The sequence below is a fragment of the Blastococcus sp. TF02-09 genome (assembly GCF_003319105.1).
Classification (GTDB): domain Bacteria; phylum Actinomycetota; class Actinomycetes; order Mycobacteriales; family Geodermatophilaceae; genus Blastococcus.
Map to the genome: position 1 here is coordinate 386,520 of NZ_QOHH01000002.1, position 19,748 is coordinate 406,267.

Annotated in this window: 23 protein-coding genes; 8 read left to right on the top strand and 15 right to left on the bottom strand. The window is 75.1% G+C overall.

Annotation, left to right across the window (positions count from 1 at the left end):
- Positions 1-92 precede the first annotated feature (92 nt).
- Positions 93-932, top strand: a complete 840-nt coding sequence (locus DQ239_RS04375) for a fused MFS/spermidine synthase (protein ID WP_113833101.1) — start codon at positions 93-95, stop codon at positions 930-932.
- Between the two features lie 16 nt (positions 933-948).
- On the opposite strand, the gene DQ239_RS04380 is transcribed toward DQ239_RS04375, so the two are convergent.
- The 7 genes from DQ239_RS04380 to DQ239_RS04410 all read right to left on the bottom strand — a co-directional run bounded on the left by DQ239_RS04380 (position 949) and on the right by DQ239_RS04410 (position 5,892).
- Entirely contained in the window at positions 949-1,236 is a 288-nt protein-coding gene (locus tag DQ239_RS04380) for a DUF2516 family protein (RefSeq protein WP_113833103.1), read from the bottom strand.
- A 116-nt stretch (positions 1,237-1,352) separates the two neighbouring features.
- Positions 1,353-2,135 carry a hypothetical protein gene (locus tag DQ239_RS04385; RefSeq protein ID WP_113833104.1) on the bottom strand — a complete coding sequence of 261 codons (783 nt, stop codon included), beginning with the start codon at positions 2,133-2,135 and terminating at the stop codon, positions 1,353-1,355.
- Positions 2,132-2,656 carry a helix-turn-helix transcriptional regulator gene (locus tag DQ239_RS04390; RefSeq protein ID WP_113833106.1) on the bottom strand — a complete coding sequence of 175 codons (525 nt, stop codon included), beginning with the start codon at positions 2,654-2,656 and terminating at the stop codon, positions 2,132-2,134. Before DQ239_RS04390 ends, DQ239_RS04385 begins: the two co-directional genes overlap by 4 nt.
- 87 nt (positions 2,657-2,743) lie before the next feature.
- Positions 2,744-3,700, bottom strand: a complete 957-nt coding sequence (locus DQ239_RS04395) for an asparaginase (protein ID WP_113833108.1) — start codon at positions 3,698-3,700, stop codon at positions 2,744-2,746.
- Positions 3,697-4,254 (bottom strand): aerial mycelium formation protein, encoded by a 558-nt coding sequence (locus tag DQ239_RS04400; RefSeq protein WP_113833110.1) that lies wholly within the window; start codon positions 4,252-4,254, stop codon positions 3,697-3,699. The genes DQ239_RS04395 and DQ239_RS04400 overlap by 4 nt, the downstream gene beginning before the upstream one ends.
- Before the next feature lie 28 nt (positions 4,255-4,282).
- Entirely contained in the window at positions 4,283-5,404 is a 1,122-nt protein-coding gene (locus tag DQ239_RS04405) for a folate-binding protein YgfZ (RefSeq protein WP_113833112.1), read from the bottom strand.
- Positions 5,401-5,892, bottom strand: coding sequence for a Fur family transcriptional regulator (locus DQ239_RS04410; RefSeq protein ID WP_113833113.1), 492 nt, complete (start codon positions 5,890-5,892; stop codon positions 5,401-5,403). The genes DQ239_RS04405 and DQ239_RS04410 overlap by 4 nt, the downstream gene beginning before the upstream one ends.
- 38 nt (positions 5,893-5,930) lie before the next feature.
- On the opposite strand from DQ239_RS04410, the gene DQ239_RS04415 reads away from it, so the two are divergent.
- The 3 genes from DQ239_RS04415 (at position 5,931) to DQ239_RS04425 (ending at position 9,287) form a co-directional block, all read left to right on the top strand.
- The gene (locus DQ239_RS04415) at positions 5,931-6,779 is read left to right on the top strand and encodes an aminotransferase class IV (protein WP_113833317.1); all 849 of its coding nucleotides are present in this window, start codon (positions 5,931-5,933) and stop codon (positions 6,777-6,779) included.
- 70 nt (positions 6,780-6,849) lie between these two features.
- Entirely contained in the window at positions 6,850-8,232 is a 1,383-nt protein-coding gene (gene nhaA, locus DQ239_RS04420; RefSeq protein ID WP_113833114.1) for a Na+/H+ antiporter NhaA, read from the top strand.
- A 320-nt stretch (positions 8,233-8,552) separates the two neighbouring features.
- Positions 8,553-9,287 carry a hypothetical protein gene (locus DQ239_RS04425; RefSeq protein WP_233488736.1) on the top strand — a complete coding sequence of 245 codons (735 nt, stop codon included), beginning with the start codon at positions 8,553-8,555 and terminating at the stop codon, positions 9,285-9,287.
- Positions 9,288-9,293: 6 nt separating this feature from the next.
- Here the strand turns inward: DQ239_RS04425 and DQ239_RS04430 are convergent, their stop codons facing one another.
- The 3 genes from DQ239_RS04430 to DQ239_RS04440 all read right to left on the bottom strand — a co-directional run bounded on the left by DQ239_RS04430 (position 9,294) and on the right by DQ239_RS04440 (position 12,593).
- The gene (locus DQ239_RS04430; RefSeq protein WP_113833118.1) at positions 9,294-10,994 is read right to left on the bottom strand and encodes a DUF885 domain-containing protein; all 1,701 of its coding nucleotides are present in this window, start codon (positions 10,992-10,994) and stop codon (positions 9,294-9,296) included.
- Positions 10,991-11,527: an FABP family protein gene (locus DQ239_RS04435; RefSeq protein WP_113833120.1), complete on the bottom strand. Its 537-nt coding sequence runs from the start codon at positions 11,525-11,527 to the stop codon at positions 10,991-10,993. Before DQ239_RS04435 ends, DQ239_RS04430 begins: the two co-directional genes overlap by 4 nt.
- Before the next feature lie 136 nt (positions 11,528-11,663).
- On the bottom strand, positions 11,664-12,593 hold the full coding sequence (locus DQ239_RS04440; protein ID WP_113833121.1) for an NAD-dependent epimerase/dehydratase family protein: 930 nt from the start codon (positions 12,591-12,593) through the stop codon (positions 11,664-11,666).
- 129 nt (positions 12,594-12,722) lie between these two features.
- Here DQ239_RS04440 and DQ239_RS04445 point away from each other — a divergent pair, with 129 nt between their 5' ends.
- From DQ239_RS04445 to DQ239_RS04460, 4 genes are all read left to right on the top strand, one after another.
- Positions 12,723-13,400, top strand: coding sequence for a TetR/AcrR family transcriptional regulator (locus DQ239_RS04445; protein WP_233488737.1), 678 nt, complete (start codon positions 12,723-12,725; stop codon positions 13,398-13,400).
- Complete coding sequence (locus tag DQ239_RS04450) at positions 13,401-14,129, top strand: DUF4184 family protein (protein ID WP_113833125.1); 729 nt, start codon at positions 13,401-13,403, stop codon at positions 14,127-14,129.
- Between the two features lie 153 nt (positions 14,130-14,282).
- The gene (locus DQ239_RS04455; RefSeq protein ID WP_158544781.1) at positions 14,283-15,374 is read left to right on the top strand and encodes a right-handed parallel beta-helix repeat-containing protein; all 1,092 of its coding nucleotides are present in this window, start codon (positions 14,283-14,285) and stop codon (positions 15,372-15,374) included.
- A gap of 148 nt (positions 15,375-15,522) precedes the next feature.
- Positions 15,523-16,764: a SpoIIE family protein phosphatase gene (locus DQ239_RS04460; protein ID WP_233488738.1), complete on the top strand. Its 1,242-nt coding sequence runs from the start codon at positions 15,523-15,525 to the stop codon at positions 16,762-16,764.
- Between the two features lie 41 nt (positions 16,765-16,805).
- On the opposite strand, the gene DQ239_RS04465 is transcribed toward DQ239_RS04460, so the two are convergent.
- The 5 genes from DQ239_RS04465 to DQ239_RS04485 all read right to left on the bottom strand — a co-directional run bounded on the left by DQ239_RS04465 (position 16,806) and on the right by DQ239_RS04485 (position 19,747).
- A complete protein-coding gene (locus DQ239_RS04465) occupies positions 16,806-17,099 on the bottom strand; it encodes a DUF1416 domain-containing protein (protein WP_113833132.1) in 294 nt (97 codons plus the stop codon).
- Between the two features lie 8 nt (positions 17,100-17,107).
- A complete protein-coding gene (locus DQ239_RS04470; RefSeq protein ID WP_113833134.1) occupies positions 17,108-17,935 on the bottom strand; it encodes a sulfurtransferase in 828 nt (275 codons plus the stop codon).
- Between the two features lie 38 nt (positions 17,936-17,973).
- The gene (locus tag DQ239_RS04475) at positions 17,974-18,408 is read right to left on the bottom strand and encodes a DUF4395 domain-containing protein (RefSeq protein ID WP_113833136.1); all 435 of its coding nucleotides are present in this window, start codon (positions 18,406-18,408) and stop codon (positions 17,974-17,976) included.
- 150 nt (positions 18,409-18,558) lie between these two features.
- Positions 18,559-19,011 carry a thioredoxin family protein gene (locus DQ239_RS04480; RefSeq protein WP_113833318.1) on the bottom strand — a complete coding sequence of 151 codons (453 nt, stop codon included), beginning with the start codon at positions 19,009-19,011 and terminating at the stop codon, positions 18,559-18,561.
- A 37-nt stretch (positions 19,012-19,048) separates the two neighbouring features.
- The gene (locus DQ239_RS04485; protein ID WP_233488740.1) at positions 19,049-19,747 is read right to left on the bottom strand and encodes a DUF2993 domain-containing protein; all 699 of its coding nucleotides are present in this window, start codon (positions 19,745-19,747) and stop codon (positions 19,049-19,051) included.
- Position 19,748 lies beyond the last annotated feature (1 nt).

The window sequence follows — 19,748 nt, forward strand, 5'->3', positions numbered from 1 at the left end:
TCCGGCCGGACCCTATCCACCGCGGCCCGCGGGCGGCCGGCCGCCCGCCGTTAGGGTCGGCCGGTGAGGATCGTCGCGGTGGGCGGGAGCTGATGCGGACCCCGCCCGGGCCGCTCCCCGTCGCCGGCGGTACCGCCGAGCTGCTGGCCGACGCCGACCGCGACGGGTCGTGGGTGCTGATGGTGGACGGCACACCCCAGTCGCACGTGGACCTCGAGGACCCCACCCACCTGGAGTTCGAGTACGTCCGCCGGATGGGCCACGTGCTCGACCTGGCCGCGCCCGCGGGCGCTGCGCTCGACGTGGTGCACCTCGGGGGTGGCGCGCTGACGCTGCCCCGGTACGTCGCCGTCACGCGGCCCGGGTCCCGGCAGCGCGTGGTGGAGATCGACCAGCCGCTCACCGACCTCGTCCGCGAGCACCTGCCGCTGCCCCGCAACGCCCGGATCCGCGTGCGGGCCGGCGACGCGCGGGCCGCGCTCACCACGCTGCACCCGGCGAGCGCGGACGCCGTCGTCACGGACGTGTTCGCGGGCGCCCGAACCCCGGCCCACCTGACCACCGTCGAGTTCGCCCGCGAGGTGGCCCGCGTGCTGCGGCCCGGCGGGGTCTACGCGGCCAACGTGGCCGACGGGCCGCCGCTGCGGTTCGCCCGCAGCCAGGTCGCCACCCTCCGGCAGGTGTTCGCCCACGTCTGCCTGCTGGCCGAGCCGGGCACGATGCGCGGCCGGCGGTTCGGCAACCTGGTGGCGGTGGCCTCGGACGCCGAGCTGCCGCTGGCCGGGCTGACCCGGGCGTGCGCCCGCGACCCGATGCCCTCGCGGGTGGTCGACGGGGAGGACCTGGAGCGCTTCGTGGGCCGGGCGCAACCGGTCACGGACACCGACGCCGAGCCCTCACCCGAGCCGCCGGAGGGCGTCTTCGCCCGCTGAGGCCGGAGCGGTCAGCTCACCAGGTGTTGCCGCGCGGCAGCCCCCGGACGGCGGGGCGCACGTCCACCAGGTAGACCACCGCGGCGATGACCGCCGGCAGGCCCAGCAGCGCGATGGGGTTCTGGGTGAGGAAGATGATGATGGCGGCCAGGGCGGTGATCGCGACCCAGGCGGGCTTGGTCAGCTTGCCGGTGGCGACGAACGCGCCCGCCGGGCGGACCAGCGAGTCGGCGAAGGCCCACACGGTGAGCCCCTGGGCAGCGAGGTACAGCAGCAGGAACAACAGCCCCTCGAACTCCGCCATGGTCCGAGCCTACCCGCCGGAACGCCCCGCCCCGCCGCGTTCGGCGCCCACCCCGGACGCGACAGGGCCCCGGAGCGCTCGCGCAGCTCCGGGGCCCTGGTTCGTGGGGTGGTGCGTCAGCCGTTGCGCTTGGCCGGCACAGCCGTCGGTTCGGTCCGCTTCGCGGTCCGGGCCCGGGTGACGCGCGCCGTCGTCGTCTTGCTCGCCGACGTGCGGGCGGCACTGTTCTTCTTACCGGTCGCCTTCTTGGCGGGCTTCGGCGCCTCCACGGCGTCCTCCAGCTCATCCTTGGCGGCCTCGGCGGCGGCGTCGACCGACTTCTCGGCCTGGGCGGCGACCTTGGTGGCCTTGGCGGCGGTCTTCTGCACGACCGAGGTCACCTCGTTGGAGGCCTCGACGACCGCCTCGGCGGTCTCCTCGAGGATGTCGTCCAGGGTGTCCTCGACGGCGTCCACGGCGCTCTCGGCGCGACGGACGACGCGGCGGAAGCCGGGCTGGCGGCGCAGGTCCTCGACGACCTCGGCACCGCGCTCGGCCAGGGTCTCCAGGGTTGCGGTCGCCTGGGTGCGGGCGAGCTCGGCGTACCCGGCGACGGTGCTGCGCAGGGCCTCGGGCCGGACGGCCACGGCCAGCTGGTGCGCGGTGGTGCGGGCGTTGTCGACGGCCTCGGTGGCCCGGGTGCGGGCCTCGCGGACGGCGAGGTCGGCCTGGACCTGCGCCTCGCCCGGCAGGGCCTCGGCCTTGCTGCGGAACTGGCCGAGGACGGTGCGGGCCTGCTCCAGGGCGAGGTCACCGGCGCCGACGACGGCGAGGATCGGGGTGCGGGCCTGCTCGGCCAGCGTGCGGCCCTGGGCCACGGCGAGCTCGCCGTACTGCTTCACGGTCTGGGTGGTGCTCATGCGGACTCCTTCGAGGGGTGGGAGGACGGGGAGTTGCCGGGTGCTACCTGCGGTGCGGTGCTGGCGCGGTGCTCGCGGACGTAGGTCTCGTAGAGCTCCAGCAGCACGGCCTTATGCCGTTCGGACAGCGCGTCGTCCGAGCGGATCGCCGCCACGGTGTCCGGGTTCCCGGAACGCCGGTCGAGGATCCCCGCCTGCTCGTAGAGCGATTCGGCCGAGATCTTCAGGCCCCGGGCGATCGAGGCGAGGATCTCCGCCGACGGCTTGCGGAGGCCCCGCTCCACCTGGGACAGGTAGGGGTTGCTGACGCCGGCGCTGCGGGCCAGCTCCCGCAGGGACACCTGGGCGGCACTGCGCTGCTCGCGGATGTAGTTGCCCACCTGCGAGCCGACCGCGGTGACGTTGCTCGTCGAGGCGCTCGTGGCCTCGGCGACCGACTCCGCCACGCTGCCGGCGACCCGGTCCACCTTGCCGCGGACCGTGTTCACCTGCTCACGGACGAACTCTCCCGGTGTCTGCACGTATCCGACCCTAGGCGCCGGTGCTAGCTCCTGCAAGCGGAGCTGCTAGCACGGCGGTGAGGGCATCGTCACACCTGTCGCCGCAGGTCAGGAGGTGAGGAAGGCGGCCGGGCGGACCGCACCCACCACACCCTCGCCGCCGCTCACCGGCTGCTGCAACCAGGGCGCGAGCCGGTCGTCGGGCAGCCCGAGTCGACGGAGCCCCGCGGCGAGCGCCGGCATCCGGCCCCGGTCGCCACCGTCGTCCAGCTTGAGGGCCACGGCCCCGGCGCCGGGGACGGCGGCCACGTGCACGCCGTCGGCACCGCCCTTGACCAAGAGCCCCGGGACGGCCGCCATCAGCTCGGTGTCGTCGCGGCCGGTGCCGGCCACGAACCACGGCTCGGCCCGCATGGCGTCGGCCACGGCACGCCCGGGTGTGCCCGGCTCGGCCTGGACGAGCGAGAGGACGCCGCGGGCCAGCGCGGTCGGCGAGAGGGCGTGCTGCGGAGCACCGCACCCGTCGACGACGACGGCGGACACCGGCTCCTCGCCGGCCTCGCCCAGCCGCTCCTCGATCGCCTGCTGGAGCGGGTGGTCGCGGTCCAGGTAGCCCTCGACGGGCCAGCCGGCCGCCACGCAGGCGGCGAGCATGGCCGCGTGCTTGCCCGAGCAGTTCATGGCCAGCCGCTCGGGCGCCCGGCCCTCGACCAGCCACGCGGCGCGGGTCGGCTCGTGCCCCGGCAGCGCCGGCGGGCAGCCCAGGTGCTCGGGGGTCAGGCGGGCCGACTCGAGGATCGCCGCGGCGCGCTCCCGGTGGCCGTCCTCACCGGTGTGCGAGCCGGCACCGATGGCCAGCTCGGCGGCGGAGCGGGGCTGCCAGCCGGCCGCGAGCAGCGCGGTGGCCTGCACCGGCTTGTTCGACGAGCGCGGCAGCGTCGGCCGGTCCACGGCGCCCGCGGCCAGCAGCACCTCGCCGTCGGCACCGAGCACCACCAGCGACCCGCGGTGCACCGACTCCAGGAACCCCGACCGCTCGACCTCGACCAGGACGGGGTTGCTCAACGCCCCTCGTCGGCGAGCAAGGCGGCGACGTCGGCCTCGCCGTCGCGGTACCGGCGGCCGAGCTCCGCGGCCAGGGCGTCCATGACCTGCTGCACGCCCCGGCGCCGCTCCGAGAGCCCCACCTCGGCCTCGGCGAGCGCGCGGGCGGCCCGCTCCAGCTCGCTGTCGGTCAGCTCGGTGATCGACGACAGATCCACCCCGGGGGTCAGCCCGTTCACCCACGACTCGTAGGCGTCGGGGTTGGCCGGCTGCACCGTCTGGTGCCGGCCCAGGCCGTGGGCCGGCCCGCGGCCCTTCTCGGCCAGGATCTCGGGCAGCAGCTCGACCAGCGACCGGCCGTCGTCCTCGGCCCGGCGCTGCAGCTCGCGGCGCACGATGTCCAGCCGTCCCTGCAGCAGGCGCCGGGTGTAGGAGAGGTTGACCTCCTCCTGCTCGGCGCGGCGGCGCAGGGTGCGCACCTCGGCCATGGGGCGCCGGGTGGCGTCCTCCAGGAACGCCGGCTCCAGCAGCGCGTCGACGGCGGCACCGCCGGCGGGACTGGTCTTGGGGCTCACGGTGCGTCCTCCATCGGTCGTCGTCTCGTCACGCCCGGGGCATCGTCGCAGACCGGACCGCCCGGATCCGGTCCCGCGCCGCCGCCCGGGTGTCGTCCAGCTCCGCGACGGCGTCGTCGGGGTCGATCGCGGCGACCGATCCGCCCACGGTCAGGGCGGCGTCCTGCGCCACCGACTGCTTGACCAGCGCCAGCGCGACGACGCCCAGCTCGTGGTGCCGGACGACCGTGCCGACCCGGCCGACCTCGCGGGCGCCGGCCAGGACCGGGGCACCCGGCTCGGCCAGGTCCTCGCTCACGCCGTCCAGGTGCAGCAGCACCAGCCGGCGCGGCGGCCGGCCCAGGTTGTGCACCCGGGCGACGGTCTCCTGGCCGCGGTAGCAGCCCTTGTCCAGGTGGACGGCGCTGGTGAGCCACTCGAGCTCGTTGGGGATGGTGCGGTGGTCGCTGTCCCGCCCGAGCCGGGGACGGCGGGCCTCGACGCGCAGCGCCTCGTATGCCTGGATCCCGGCGAGCCGCGCCCCGGCCGCGAGCACCCGGTCGGCGACGGCGTCGACGGACTCCCGTGGCACGACCAGGTCGACGACGAGCGCCGTGCCGTCGCCGATCGGCCGCATGCGGCGCACGAACCCGCCGTCGGGCAGGGCTGCGACCGCGTACTCCTCGGCGGGGGCGGGCAGCCCGGCGGCGCCCAGCACGTCCAGCGCCCGCGGACCGACGAGGGAGAGCACCGCCCACTGCGCGGTCAGCAGCTGCGGCTCGACCCGGAGCAGGAAGCGCATCTTCTCCAGGAACGCGTGCAGCGCGGCGCCGGTGCCGGGCTCCACGTCGGCCCACGTCGTCCCGTCGAGCTCGGCGAGGACCAGGTGGTGCTCCACGTGCCCCTGCGGGGACAGGACGAGCGCCTCGCTGCCGGTGGCGTCGCCCAGCCGGTCGAGGTGCTGACTGGTGAGACTGTGCAGCCAGGAGAGCCGGTCGGCGCCGGGGACGGCGAGGACGTCGCGGTCGCTGCGGTCCACCAGACCCGCGCCCTCGGCGAGCAGCCGCTGCTCCCGGAGCGGCTCCCCGTAGTGGGCCGCCACCGCGACGGCGGCGTCGGCCGGGTCCTCGACGGCGACGGCGCCCGGGCGGGACAGCAGGGTGGAACTCATGGGGTCTCCGATGCTCGTTCGCGGCACGCGCGGCACGTCCCGGACAGGGCGACGTGCCCCACGTCGACGGTGAAACCCAGATCGGCGGCCAGACGTTCCGCGGCGCTGTCCAGGACGTCGGGCGCGACCGAGGCGATCTCCCCGCAGGAGGCGCACACGACGTGCACGTGGGGGTGCTCGGAGGCGTGGTAGACCGGCGCCCCCTTGCCGAGGTGGGTGTGCCACACCAGGCCCAGCCGCTCGAGCAGCTCCAGGTTGCGGTAGACCGTCGACGCGTCCGGCGCCGAGCCCTCGGCGCCGGCCTCCGCGCGCAGCCGGGCGCCGATCGCCTCCGGCGTGGCGTGCTCCAGGGCCTCGACGGCCGCCAGCACCCGGCGCCGCTGCGCGGTCAGCCGGAGGCCGCGGGCGCGCAGCCGCTCGGCCAGCGGGGCGCCGCCGTCGCCGGTCACGCCGACGGCGGCGTGCCCTGCATCGTGGTCGTGCCCCATGACGCGACCCTATGCCCGGCATCGGGCAGGCTGGGGCGGTGATCGAGCAGCGCAGCGTGGCCATCTGGCGGGACGGCGCCGCCGTGGCCGTCCCCGCCGACGAGCCCGTCCTGACCGCGGCCGACCAGGGGCTGGTGCGCGGCGACGGCGTCTTCGAGTCCGTGGCCGTGGTCGACCGGGGGACGCCGCACCTGGCCCCGCACCTCGCGCGGCTGCAGCGGTCGGCCGCCCTGCTGGAGCTCGCGCACCCCGGGGACGACGTCTGGCACGCCCTCGTCGACGCGGTGCTGGCGGACTGGCCGGCGGGCACCGAGGGCGTAATCCGCCTGCTGCTCACCCGGGGGCCCGGCGGGGACGCACCCCCGACGGCCCTCGCCCTGGTCGCGCCGGTGCCCGCGGAGACCGTCCGGCAGCGGACCTCCGGCATCTCGGTGGTCAGCCTCTCCCTCGGCGTCCCGGCCGACCTGCGCGCGCAGGCGCCGTGGCTGCTGGGCGGGGCCAAGACGCTGTCCTACGCGGTCAACATGGCCGCCTACCGGCACGCGCACCGGCTCGGCGCCGACGACGTCGTCCTCACCTCGCTCGAGGGCCAGCTCCTGGAGGGGCCGACGTCGACGGTCGTCTGGGCGGCCGGCGGCACCCTGCACACCCCGCCGGTCGAGACCGGCATCCTGCCCGGCACCACCGTGGCCCGGCTGTTCGAGCGGGCGGAGGAGGCCGGCTGGCCCACCGCACGCACGCGCGGCACCGTCGACGACCTGCACGCCGCGGACGCCGTGTGGCTGCTCTCCGGGGTGCGCGGCGCCGCCACGGTGCACACGCTGGACGGAGTGCGGCGCGCCGACGCCGGTTTCAGCGGACGGGTGCAGGAGCTGCTGTCCCGCTAGCCTGACCTGCGGTGCGCCGGGAAGTCTGGTCGGCAACGTCTCTGCCGACCCCTCCCCAGGAGCCGCCCCCGTGCCCAGCACCAGCTCGACCCGCCTCCTCGCCCGCGGCTCGTGGCCCGAGGCCCAGCGGATCGCGGCGGTCCTGCGCAAGGAGACCGTCGGCGGCACGCTGCTGCTCGTCGGCGCGGCCGTCGCGCTGGTGTGGGCCAACTCGCCCTGGGCGGCGAGCTACGAGGCCCTCCGCGACACGCGGGTCGGGCCGTCGGCGCTGCACCTGGACCTGACGCTCGGGACCTGGGCGGCCGACGGGCTGCTGGCGATCTTCTTCTTCGTCGCGGGGCTGGAGCTCAAGCGGGAGTTCGTCGCCGGCGACCTGCGCGAGCCGCGGCGCGCGGTCCTGCCCGTCGCCGCGGCGGTCGGCGGGATGGCGGTGCCGGCGCTGCTCTTCGTGCTGCTCAACCTGGGGGGCGGCGAGGGGGCGCTCGGGGGCTGGGCGATCCCGTCGGCCACCGACATCGCCTTCGCCCTCGCCGTGCTGGCGGTGATCAGCACCCACCTGCCCACGGCGCTGCGCACGTTCCTGCTCACCCTGGCCGTCGTCGACGACCTGCTGGCCATCGTGGTCATCGCGATCTTCTACACCGACGACCTCTCCCCCGTGCACCTCCTGCTGGCCGTCCTGCCGCTGGCGGTGTTCGGCGTGCTGGTCCAGAAGCGCATCCGTTCGTCGGGGTGGTGGGGCGGGCGGGCAGCAGGGTGGCTGCTGCTGCCGCTGGCCGTGCTCACCTGGGTGCTCATGCACGAGTCGGGCGTGCACGCGACGGTCGCCGGCGTGCTGCTGGCGTTCACCGTGCCCGTCGTGCGCAGCGAGGCGGCCGGTGGACCCGACGCGGGGCCGGGGCTGGCGGAGCACCTCGAGCACCGTCTGCGGCCTCTGTCGGCCGGGTTCGCCGTCCCGGTGTTCGCCTTCTTTTCGGCCGGGGTCGCCGTGGGCGGCCTCTCCGGGCTCGGCGAGTCCCTGGGCGACAGCATCGCCCTCGGCATCGTGGTGGGACTCGTCGCCGGCAAGACGATCGGCATCACCGGCGCCACCTGGCTGGTCTCCCGATTCACCCGCGCGCAGCTCGACGAGAACCTGGGCTGGCCCGACGTCGTCGGCCTCGCCGTCCTCGGCGGCATGGGGTTCACCGTGTCGCTGCTCATCACCGAGCTGGCCTACGGCGCGGAGAGCGAGAGCTACGACTCCGCCAAGGTCGGCATCCTGGCCGGCACGGTGCTCGCCGCCGTGCTGGCCGCGGCCATCCTGCGGCTGCGCAACCGCCGCTACCGCCAGATCGCCGCGCAGGAGCGGCTCGACGTCGACGAGGACGGCATCCCCGACGTCTACGAGGCCCGGGAGGACGTCGGCCCGCCCCCGGCGGCGCGGCGCCGTCCGCCGTTCGCCGACAGCTGACCTTTTCGGTTGCCGGGTCGTCTCGCGCCGACGTACCGTCGTCGTACACGAGAGAGGAGGTGGTCCGTAACTTTGCTGAGCTACAGGACTCGTGAGGTGGCTGTCCGCTAGCCGCCGTCCAGATGGGCCGCCCGTTCAGACGACAGTCCGAACGACGGCAGATCGCCCGTCCGTCGTACGGCGGCGAGCGAGAACCGGACAGTCACCCGACCCCCGGGCCGCCGACATTTGTCCAGTCGGCCCGCGTGCAGCTCCCTCTCCGGAGGACAGCGCCGCGGAACAGCCCGGGGGTTGTCCGTTTTCCAGGTACTTTGCGCTGCATGCACCTGGGCGGCCTGCCGGTCGAGACCGACGTCTCCTGCGGCGTCTGGATCTCCGCCGCCCGCCGACGCGGCGATCCGGCCACCGTGGCGGCCCTCCTCCCTGCCACGTTCGCGGCCTACGCCCGGGTGTTCCACCCCGCGGTCCGCTACGACGGGGACGACGACATCGAGGTCAGCTGGGCCGAGGTGGCCGCCTACAACGGCACCACCGCCCACCCGCTCATGCAGTGGCACACGATCACCGGCAGCTGGGACGCCCAGCCCTCCGAGCACCAGGCCGAGTTCTGGGACGACGGCCCCGCGGAGGGGCACCTGCCCGTGGCGGTGGCCGCCCGGCTCGCCGCCGTCCTGAGCCGGCACACCGCGACGCCCGGGGACTGCATCCTCGGCCGGTGGGACGGCTTCGGCTTCGACCTCCCCGATCCCGAGCAGCCGCCCCGGCTGCTGCTGCGCGGCAACCACGACGTCGTCCTGGTCCGCGGCGCCGTCACCGACGCCGTCCGCAACCTCGCGCCCGAGCCGCACGAGCAGAGCGCCAACCTCTGGTGGCCGGGCGACCGCGCCTGGTGCGTCGTCACCGACATCGACCTGACCAGCACCTACGTGGGCGGGTCGGCCGACTGCATCGCCCAGGTGCTGCGCACGCCCGGGCTGGAGGCCATGACCGCCGCCCCGGAGGATTCCATCGCGCTCACAGCCGACACGCGCAACCCGCAGCCCCGCGCGCGCTGAGCGCGTTCAGAGCGCGGCGAGCTCGTCCTCGAGGTCGTCGAGGCCCAGCGAGCCCTGGGACAGCGCGGCCATGTGCCACGCCTTGAGGTCGAACGCCTCCCCGCGGGCCTGCCGCGCCTTCTCCCGCCCGGCCAGCCAGGCCCGCTCGCCCAGCTTGTAGCCGATCGCCTGCCCGGGGATGCCCAGGTAGCGCACCAGCTCGCTGTCGAGGAAGGCCAGCGAGGCGCCCGAGTTCTCGCCCAGGAAGGCCCGGGCCAGGTCCGGCGTCCACGGCTGCCCGCGGTGCTCGGCCAGCGCGCCCTCGGCGTCGTCCGGGATCGGCAGCTGCAGGTGCATGCCGATGTCGATGACCACCCGCACCGAGCGCAGCTGCTGGGCGTCGAGGAAGCCCAGCCGGGTGCCCGGGTCGCCGAAGTAGCCCAGCTCGTCCATGAACCGCTCGGCGTACAGGGCCCAGCCCTCGACGTTGGCGCTCACCGAGCCCACCGAGGTCTGGTAGGTGGAGAGCTGCTGGGCGACGTAGGCCCACTGGGCCAGCTGCAGGTGGTGGCCGGGAACGCCCTCGTGGTACCAGATGGACACCAGGTCCCACAGCGGGAAGCGGGTGCGGCCCAGCGTCGGCAGCCAGGTGCGGCCCGGCCGGGAGAAGTCCTGCGCCGGGCGCGTGTAGTACGGCGCGGCCGCGCTGCCCGGCGGGGCGATCATCGCCTCCACCCGGCGCAGCGGCTCGGCGAGGTCGAAGTGCGTGCCGTCCAGCTCGGCGATCGCCTCGTCCATCATCGACTGCAGGCGGGCGCGGATCTCCTCGACGCCCTCGACGGCCGGCCCGCTGGTGGCCAGCAGCCGCATGGCCTCCATGGGCGTCGCGCCGGCCTGCACCCGGTCGGCCTCGGTGCGCTGCTCGGCCAGGATCCGCTTGTGCTCGGCCCAGCCCCAGGCGTAGGCCTCCTCGAGCCCCCGGTCCGGCCCCAGGTCCGAGCCGGTCCAGCGGCGCACCGCCATGGCGTACCGGTCGCGGCCGACGGCGTCGGGCACCCCCTCGGTGCGCGGGCCGTACTCGTCGCGCAGGTGGTCGCGGATGTCGGCCACGGCGGCGTCGGCGGCCGCGGCGGCGGCGAGCAGCTCGGGCTGCAGCGCCTCGGGCCCCGAGGCGACGAACGAGGTGAAGAACGGGCCGGCCAGCCACTCGTCGAGCTGCTCGACGACGGTGCGCACCTGGCGCGGCGCGACGAGCAGGTCGCGGCGCACCGCCTCTTCGAGCGTCTCCCGGTAGCCGCGGTAGGCCTTGGGGACCCGGGCGATGCGGCGGGCGATGACGGCCCAGTCCTCGTCGGTGGCCGTCGGCATGAGGGTGAACACCTGGCGGACCGCGTGGATGGGGCTGAACAGGATGTTCAGCGAGCGGAAGCCCTCCCCCGCCCAGTGCGCGTCCAGCTCGGCGGAGAGCCGCTCGCGGAGCAGCCGGGCGCACCGCCGCTCCACCGGGTCGTCGTCCAGTGCCGGGTCCTCCGCCAGCACGCGGTCGAGCTCGGCCAGGGTGTCGCGGATCAGCGACACCTCGTCCTCCAGCCCCTGCGGGGAGAGGTCGGGCAGCCGGTCGTCGCCCGGTCGGGCGCCCAGCGAGGTGGCGAGGATCGGGTCGAGCTCGCAGGCGGCCGCGACGTAGGCGTCCGCCACCTGCCTCGGGGTGGCCGGCGCGTCGCTCATCGGATCCTCTCCAGCCGGGCGGACATCGTGGGCCGCAGCTCCCCGCCCCCGACGGCGCGGTCGACGGCGTACATGAGCGCGCCCTCGACGATGCCGTAGAGGCGGACCGCGCGGGTCACCTCGGGAGCGTCGGGCGTGCGGGCCACGACGTCGGTGGCCAGCTCCCAGCTCGTCGTCGTGCGGGCGGCGCCGACGTAGATCTCCAGCACGCCGTCCGCGCCGGCCACGATCAGCTCGACGTCGTCACCGTCGCCGCGGGGGCGCCAGAACCCGGTCTCCCGGACGTCGGGGCCGACGATCTTCCCGTCGTCGGTGAGCCGCCAGGTGCGCGAGTCGTAGGCGAGGAAGCCGCGCCCGTCGTGGCTGAACCGCACCCACTGGCCGAACCGGTGGTCGCCGCCCGTGCCCGCCGCCTGGCCCTCACCGTGCCACTCCCCCAGCAGCGGCAGGACCGACAGCAGCTGGTCGGAGACCTCCGGTCCGCTGCGGACGTCGACGGTGTCGGGGACGGGCAGCTCCGTCGGCGCGCTCATCGCCGGCCCGCCTTCGGGCGACGCGACAACCGGACGGCGCCGTAGCCGCAGGAGAGCGCGGCCAGCGCCGTCAGGGCGACCAGGACCCAGGCAGCAACCATGCCGGCCACGGTAGTGACGGGCAGGCCCCGTGGCCTCAGGCGGGCTCGCGGACCCCGGCGACCGTCGCGCGCACCACGTCGTCCCACGGGGTGGCGGTCAGCCCGAAGGCGGCCGTGGTGGCCCGGGCGTCGGAGACGTACTCCTGGTCCCACTGGTGCCGGACGGCCACGACCTCCCGCATCATCGGGACGGCGACGCCGACCGCCCGCAGCACCGGCCACGGGAGGCCGCTGACCCGCGCCGCGGGCGCGCCCATCGCCGCGGCGAGATCGGTCAGCGCCTGCCGCTGGCTGCGCGGGGCGGTGGTGGGCACGTGCCAGGCGCGGCCCAGCGCGCGCTCGTCGGTGCCGAGCGTGGCCAGCGTGGCGGCGACGTCGGGCAGGTAGGCCCAGCTGCGGGCGACGTCGGGGTCCCCCACGACCCAGGCCCGCCGCCCGGCCCGCAGCGCCGGCAGCTGCCGGTTCAGGTGGGACTGGCCGGCGGGGACCTGCGGACCCACGAAGTCCGCGGCGCGGGCCTCGGTGATCCGCACCCGGCCGGCCTCGTGCGCGGCCAGCGCGTCGGCCCACATGCGGTTGCGGACCCGGCCCTTGACGTCGGTGGCGGCGAGCGGCGTATCCGTGGTCATCGGAGCCGAGGGCCGCCCGTAGCCGTAGAGGTTGCCCATGGTCACCAGGACGGCGCCGGTGCGCTCCGCCGCGGTGAGCAGCGCCGCGGCGACGGGGGGCCAGTCGGTCGGCCAGCGGTGGTAGGCGGGGTTCACCGCGTTGTAGAGGACGGCGGCACCCCTGGCCGCACGGGTCAGGGCCTCGGCGTCCGCGGCGTCGACGACGCGGTGCTCGACGGCGGCGGTGGACGTGCCCCCGCTGCGCGACAGCACCACCACGGTGCGGCCGCGGACGACCAGCTCCTCGGCGGTCGTGGTGCCGACGGGCCCCTTGCCCACGATGACGTGCAGTGCCATGGCTCGCTCCCTGCTGTCTGGCGAGAGCGGCGCTCTCGCTCGGGAGCGATGCTCCGACGCTTGGCACACGACTGTCAAGAGCAATGCTCTCGGTTGCGACCTGTGCTCTCGAAAGGCATCCTCGACCACGTGACCACCGCACGGGAGCGCGTCCGCGCCGAGCTGACCGCGGAGATCACCGACGCTGCACGCCGCCAGCTGGCCGAGGTCGGAGCCGCCGCCCTCTCGCTGCGCGCCGTCGCCCGCGAGGTCGGGCTGGTCTCCTCGGCGGTCTACCGCTACTTCCCCAGCCGCGACGAGCTGCTGACCCGGCTGATCATCGACGGCTACGACGCCCTGGGCGCGGCCGCCGAGGCCGCCGACCGCCCGGGCGAGGCTCCACGGGTTCGCTGGCTGGCGGTGTGCCGCGCGGTCCGGGCGTGGGCGCTGGCCCATCCGCACGAGTACGCCCTGCTCTACGGCTCCCCCGTGCCCGGCTACTCGGCGCCGCGGGACACCGTGCCGGCCGCGTCCCGGGTCGCCGTCGTGCTCGGCCGGATCCTCGGTGACGCCGCGCGGTCCGGCCTGCTGCCGGCAGCGAGCGGCGACCGGGATCCCTCGCTGGTCAGCGACGACGCGGCGGCCGTCCTCGGCGGGGACCACCCGGCCATCGACGACACCGTGCGGGTGCGGGCGCTGATGGCCTGGAGCGCCGTGTACGGCACGGTCAGCTTCGAGCTGTTCGGCCACTTCGTCGGGTCGGTCGAGGACGGCGACCGGTACTTCGACCGCGCCATGACCGAGCTCGCCGCGCTGATCGGGCTCTGAGTGCCGTTCACCCCGAGCCACGCGGCGGCGGTGCTGCCCTTCCTCCGGACGCCGCTGCCCGCCTCCGCGCTGGTCGCCGGCAGCGTCGCTCCCGACCTGCCCTACTACCTTCCGGGTGACCTGTCGTGGGAGACGCACTCCGCGCTCGCCGTCGTCACCACCGACCTGCTGCTCGGCGGGATCGCCTGGGCGGTGTGGCACGCGCTGCTGGCCGAGCCCGCGCTGGCGTGGGCACCGGGTGGCGTCCGGGCGCGGCTGAGCGGCGTCCCCCTCGGGCCGGCCGTGCGCGTCCGCTCCGTGCGCGGTCTCGCCTGGACCGTCCTCGCGCTCGTCGTCGGCGCCGCCACCCATGTGCTGTGGGACGAGTTCACCCACGCCGGCCGCTGGGGCACCGACCACCTGCCGGCGCTCGCCCGGATGTGGGGCCCGGTCGAGGGCTATCGGTGGGCCCAGTACGCCAGCAGCGTCGTCGGCGCCGCGATCCTGCTCGTCTGGCTGGTGCGCTGGTGGCGCCGTTCCCCGCGGGCACCGCTCCCGGACCGGCCCGCGGCCTGGCCGGTCTGGTCGGGGATCGCCGGGGCAGGGCTGCTGGCGGGCATCGCCGGGGCCCTCACCGCGGCCGACATCCGCAGGGCCGCCTGGCTGGGAGCCACGTGGGGTGGCGGTGCCGCAATCGCGGCGACCGCCCTGCTCGCCGTCGCCTGGCAGGTCCGCCGCCGCCGCCCCTGACCCCCCGGCTGGGGGTTCTGCGCCGGCGCCGCCCGAGGGCAGGCTGCCCTCCTCAGCGGCGGCGGCGGCGGATACGGACGTCCGCCGGCCGGGGGGGCCGGCGCCCGGGACACGGGAGCACCCATGCAGAGGAACAGGGCACGAACACTGGCCGTGGCGTCCGCCGCCACGCTGATCGCCCTCGGCACCGCCGGTCCGGCCGCCGCGCACGGCGGGGACGACGGGCACGGCGGGCACGGCAAGAACCCCGCTCCACCCCTCGCCAGCATCCAGGACGCGGTGGACGCCGCCCAGCCGGGCGACACCATCCACATCCCGCCGGGGACCTACCGCGAGTCGGTGACCATCCACGAGGACGGCATCTCGCTCCGAGGGGACAAGGTGGTCATCGTCCCGCCCGCCACTCCGGAGCCGACGCCCTGCGACGACGACGACGTGGCCCGGGTGTCGGGGATCTGCATCATCGACGACGTCGTGTTCTCCGACGACGCGCCGCCGGTGGTCAACGACGCGGTGCGCGGGGTCAGCATCCGCGGCGTGACGGTGCAGGGCTTCTCCGGTGACGGCCTGGTCGCCTTGGGCACGGAGGACCTCAGCGTCCGGGACAGCAGGTTCGAGGACAACCGGGGCTACGGCGCGGCCAGCTTCGTCACGCACCGGACGACGTTCGAGGACAACGTCTCCGTCGGCAATGACGAGGCGGGCTTCTACGTCGGCGACAGCCCCGACTCCCGAGCGGACGTGCGGGGCAACTACTCCGCCGGCAACGAGTTCGGCTTCTTCTTCCGCAACGCGAGCAACGGCGAGGCGCGGGGCAACGTGGCCGAGGGCAACTGCTTCGGCGTGCTGATCCTCGCCGGCGCTCCCGGCCCGGCGACGGACTGGCTGATCCGCGACAACAAGGTGATCGCGAACAACAAGGAGTGCCCGGCCCGCCCGGCGGAGGGCATCCCGGCACTCAGCGGCGCCGGCATCGTGCTGTTCGGCGCCCAGGACGTCCACGTCCGCGACAACAAGGTGCGGGGCCACAGCTCCGATCCGGCGTTCGAGAGCGTCGCCCAGGGCGGCATCGTGGCGCTTCCCGGCTTCCCCGGACCCGAGGGCGCCCCGGGCATCGAGCCCAGCGGCACGGTCGAGGACAACAAGGTGCGCGACAACACGCCGTTCGACCTCGTCGCCGGCGGCACCGTCCTCTTCGAGGACAACCGGTGCGACACCTCCAACCCACCAGGCCGCTGCGACTGAGGCCTGACACCACACGGCGCCCGCTCCGGTCACCGGCCGGGGCGGGCGCCGTCGTCGGCCCCCACCGCCGTCCCCGGCCCGGCCCCCGCTTCCCCTCTAGGCTGGAGGTGCCCGGCCGGCCGGTCGGCACGGTGGAGCGGAGGTGGGCGTGCGGACCCCCGAGGAGGAGCTCGCACGCGTCGTCGCCCGCTACGAGTGGGTGCTGGCCAACGTCGCCGACGGCATCTACGGCCTGGACGCCCAGGGCCGCGTCGAGTTCGTGAACCCCTCCGCCCTCCGCATCACCGGCTACCCGCTGGAGGAGCAGCGCGCCGCCGACCAGCACCAGCTGCTGCACCACCACCGCCTCGACGGCTCGCCCTACCCGCGGCACCAGTGCCCGGTGTGGCTGGCCCTGCGCACCGGCCGGACGGTCACCGCCGACGACGAGGTGTTCTGGCGCAAGGACGGGACAGCGGTACCGGTCGGGCTGATCGCGGTGCCGACCGTGGAGAACGGCGCCGTGACCGGCGTCATCGTCTCCTTCCGCGACCTCACCGACCAGCGCGAGGCCGAGCAGCGGGCGGCGGAGATCGACCGCCTGGCCCGGCAGGCCGCCACCTCGCGAGCCCTGGCCGACCGGCTGCAGCAGGCGTTGCTGACCCCGCCACCGGAGCCCGACCACCTGCACGTCGTGGTCCGCTACCAGCCGGCCGGCCACGAGGCCCAGGTCGGCGGCGACTGGTACGACGCGTTCCTGCAGCCCGACGGTGCCACGATGATCGTCATCGGCGACGTCGTGGGCCACGGCAGCGACGCCGCTGCGGCCATGGGGCAGCTCCGCGGGCTGCTGCGGTCGCTGGCCTACGACAACGACGAGACCCCGGCGGCGACGCTGAGCCGGACCGACCGGGCCGCCCAGGGCCTCGCCGTCGCGACGCTGGCCACCGCCATCCTGGCCCGCGTGGAGCGCCACCCCGACGTCCCGGTGCTCGGCCGCCGCGTCCTCCGCTGGAGCAACGCCGGCCACGTGCCCCCGCTGCTGCTCTCGCCCGACGGCAGCTCACGGGTGCTGGAGACCGCGCCGGACCGGATGCTGGGTGTCGACCCGACGGCGCCGAGGCACGACCACACCGTCGACCTGGAGCCCGGGGACACCCTGTTCCTGGTCACCGACGGGCTCGTCGAGCGCCGGGGCTCGGACCTGGACGAGGGCATGGCCCGGCTGCAGGAGGCCGTACGCGATCTCGCCGGAGAGCCCCTGGACACGTTGCTGGACACGGTCCTGGAACGGCTGGTGCCGGTCGCGGGCCAGGACGACGTCGCCGTCGTCGCCGTGCGCGCCTACCCCGAGGACCGACCGCGACCACCCGAGGCCGGCCCGAACGTCCTCCCGCCCGGGGTGGAGTGACGACAGCGCCCGCCCGGCGGATACCGGACGGGCGCTGGCGCTCACTCGATGACGATGGTCGTCTCGTTCAGCCCGACCTCGGCGTCGAGGACGCGCTCGCCCTTGCCGACGGCGGCCAGCGACCGGACCTTCCACTTCCCAGGGGCGGCGAAGAACCGGAACTCACCCTCGGGGCTGGTCACCACCTCGGCAGTGAACTCGTCGGTGCCGTCCAGCAGCCGGACGTAGGCACCGGCCACCGGGGCGCCGTCGTGCCAGACCGACCCCTGGATCACCGTCTGCGTGCTCAGGTCGATGCCCGCGAGGGCACCACCCTGCTTGGGGGCTCCGCACATGGGTCAGCTCACTTCTCGATCGGGACGCCGACGAGCGAGCCGTACTCGACCCAGCTGCCGTCGTAGTTCTTGACGTTCTTCTTGCCGAGCAGCTCGCTGAGCACGAACCAGGTGTGGCTCGAGCGCTCGCCGATCCGGCAGTAGGCGATGGTCTCCCGGCTGTCGTCGAAGCCCTGCTCGCCGTAGAGCTCGGTGAGCTGCTCGTCGCTCTTGAAGGTGCCGTCCTCGTTGGCGGCCTTGCTCCACGGGATGTTGATCGCGGTGGGCACGTGGCCGGCGCGCTGCGACTGCTCCTGCGGGAGGTGCGCCGGCGCGAGGATCTTGCCGGAGAACTCGTCGGGGCTGCGCACGTCGACGAGGTTCTTGTTGCCGATCGCGGCGACGACCTCGTCGCGGAACGCGCGGATGGAGAGGTCGGGCTCGCTGGCCACGTACTGCGTGGCGGGCCGCTGCACGGCGTCCTTGGACAGCGGGCGGCCGTCGAGCTCCCACTTCTTGCGGCCGCCGTCCATCAGCTTGACGTCGCGGTGGCCGTAGATCTTGAAGTACCAGTACGCGTAGGCGGCGAACCAGTTGTTGTTGCCGCCGTACAGCACGACGGTGTCGTCGTTGCTGATGCCGCGGGAGGAGAGCAGCGCCTCGAACGCGCTCTTGTCGAGGTAGTCGCGGCGCAGCGGGTCCTGCAGGTCCTGCTTCCAGTCGAGCTTGACGGCGCCCTCGATGTGGCCGCCGTCGTAGGCGCTGGTGTCCTCGTCCACCTCGACGAGGACGATGCCGGGCTGGCCCAGGTTCTCCTGGACCCAGTCGACGGTGACGAGCACGTCGTTGCGGCTCATGGGTAGCTCCCTTGGTCGGTGGTTCGGTGGTCGGTCGGTCAGGCGGTGCGGGCGGGCAGCGCCCGCCGGGCGATCAGGTACAGCTCGCAGCCGAGGCAGAAGCCCGTGGCCGCGTTGAGCAGGGCCGCCACGAGCGCGAGACCCGTGGCGACGGCGCCGGGCAGGGGGGCGCCGAGCAGGTAGCCGGCGGCCCCGACGACGGTGAACAGCAGGCCGACGAGCTGGGCGAACCGCGGCGGCGCCTCGGGCTCGCGCTCCCGCACCGGGCCCAGCCGCGGCGCGACGAGGGTGCGGAACAGCAGACCGTAGGGGGCCGAGCGGAGACCCGCGAACGCGCCGATCGCGAACACGACCGCCTGGGCCGCGACCAGCCAGCCGCTGCCGGTGAGCAGCGCGACGGCGAGGACGACGGAGGTGAGCGCCGCGGCGAACCGCGGCGCACGCACGTCGATCTGCGGGGATGGTGCAGTCATCGCGGATGAGGACCTTCGGACGGCGGACAGGGCGCGTCTGGTCGGTCGGGTGCCGACCTCAGGAGGTCGGACAGAGGCAGCTGCCGACGCGGCACAGGTCGACTGTGCGGCGCGAGGTCAGCAGGATGCCCACGGCGCGAGGGTAGCCGATCATCGGGACACCCCTGCATGAGCGTCCACCAGGGCGGTCAGCTCGTCCGGCCGCGGGGCGCCGCTGCTGCGCGCGACGACGGCCCCGGAGCGGTCGAGGTAGAACAGGGTCGGGGTGCGGCGGACGTCGAGCGCGCGCACCTCGTCGAGGTGGCTCTCGGCGTCCACCTGGACCACGGCCAGGCCCGGCCGGGTGGTCTGCAGCTGCGCGAGCCGGGCCTTGGTCGCCCGGCAGGGACCGCAGAACGCGGTGGAGAACTGGACGACGGTGAGGTCGGCCTCCCCCGGGCGCACGCCGAGGCGCGCGAAGGCCGCCGACTCCGAGGGCGCGGTCACCTGCTCCTCCTCCGGGGACCGGGGCCGCACGGCGCCGTCCCGCGTGCGCTGCCACCACGCCGCGGCCGCCGTGACGACCAGTGCCACGGCGAGGACGACGATCCCGATCGTGCTCATCGACCGCACAAGCCGGTCGGGGCGGCCGGCTATTCCGTCACCGGGCGGTGAGCACCGCGTCCGTCGCCTCCACCTGCACCTCCACGCCCTCGGCTCCGGGCGTGACGCTGGTCAGCTGCAGGCCGAGGGGCAGCTCCGGCACGGTGTAGCGCAGGTCCAGCAGGTCGCTGACCCGGTCCACCAGGAAGTCGGGGATGTCCACACCGGCTCCCGCGGCGTCCTCGACGTCGACGACCAGCTGGTCGCCGTCCAGGGTCACGGTCCCGGCGGCCGAGACGGGCAGCGTCAGGCCGAGGACCTCGACGGTCCGGCCGATCCGCAGCCCGTCGCCCTCCCGGGTGACCGTGGCGTCGCTGCCCAGCTCCGCCGCCAGGAGGTCGTAGGCCAGCGTCGCGGTGCCGTCGATGTCCTCCACCGGCACCTCCTGCACCGACCCGGACAGCACCGTCCTCAGGGGCACGTGCACGCCGCGCAGCGAGACGTCGGCCCGGGTCCCCGCGGGCTGGCCCAGCTCGTCGGCGTCGAGCGCGACCCGCACGTCCTCGTACCGTCCGGCGACCACCTGGGTGAGGAACGGGAAGCCGGTGATGTCGACCTCCGGGGTGCCCACGAGGCCGCCCTTGCCGGCCAGCTGGTCGGCGACCCGGTCCTCCGCGATGCCCACGGCCACCCGGTCGGCCAGCAGCGTGAGACCGGCGAGCAGGAGGAGGACGACGAGGAGCGCCCTCACGGGCATG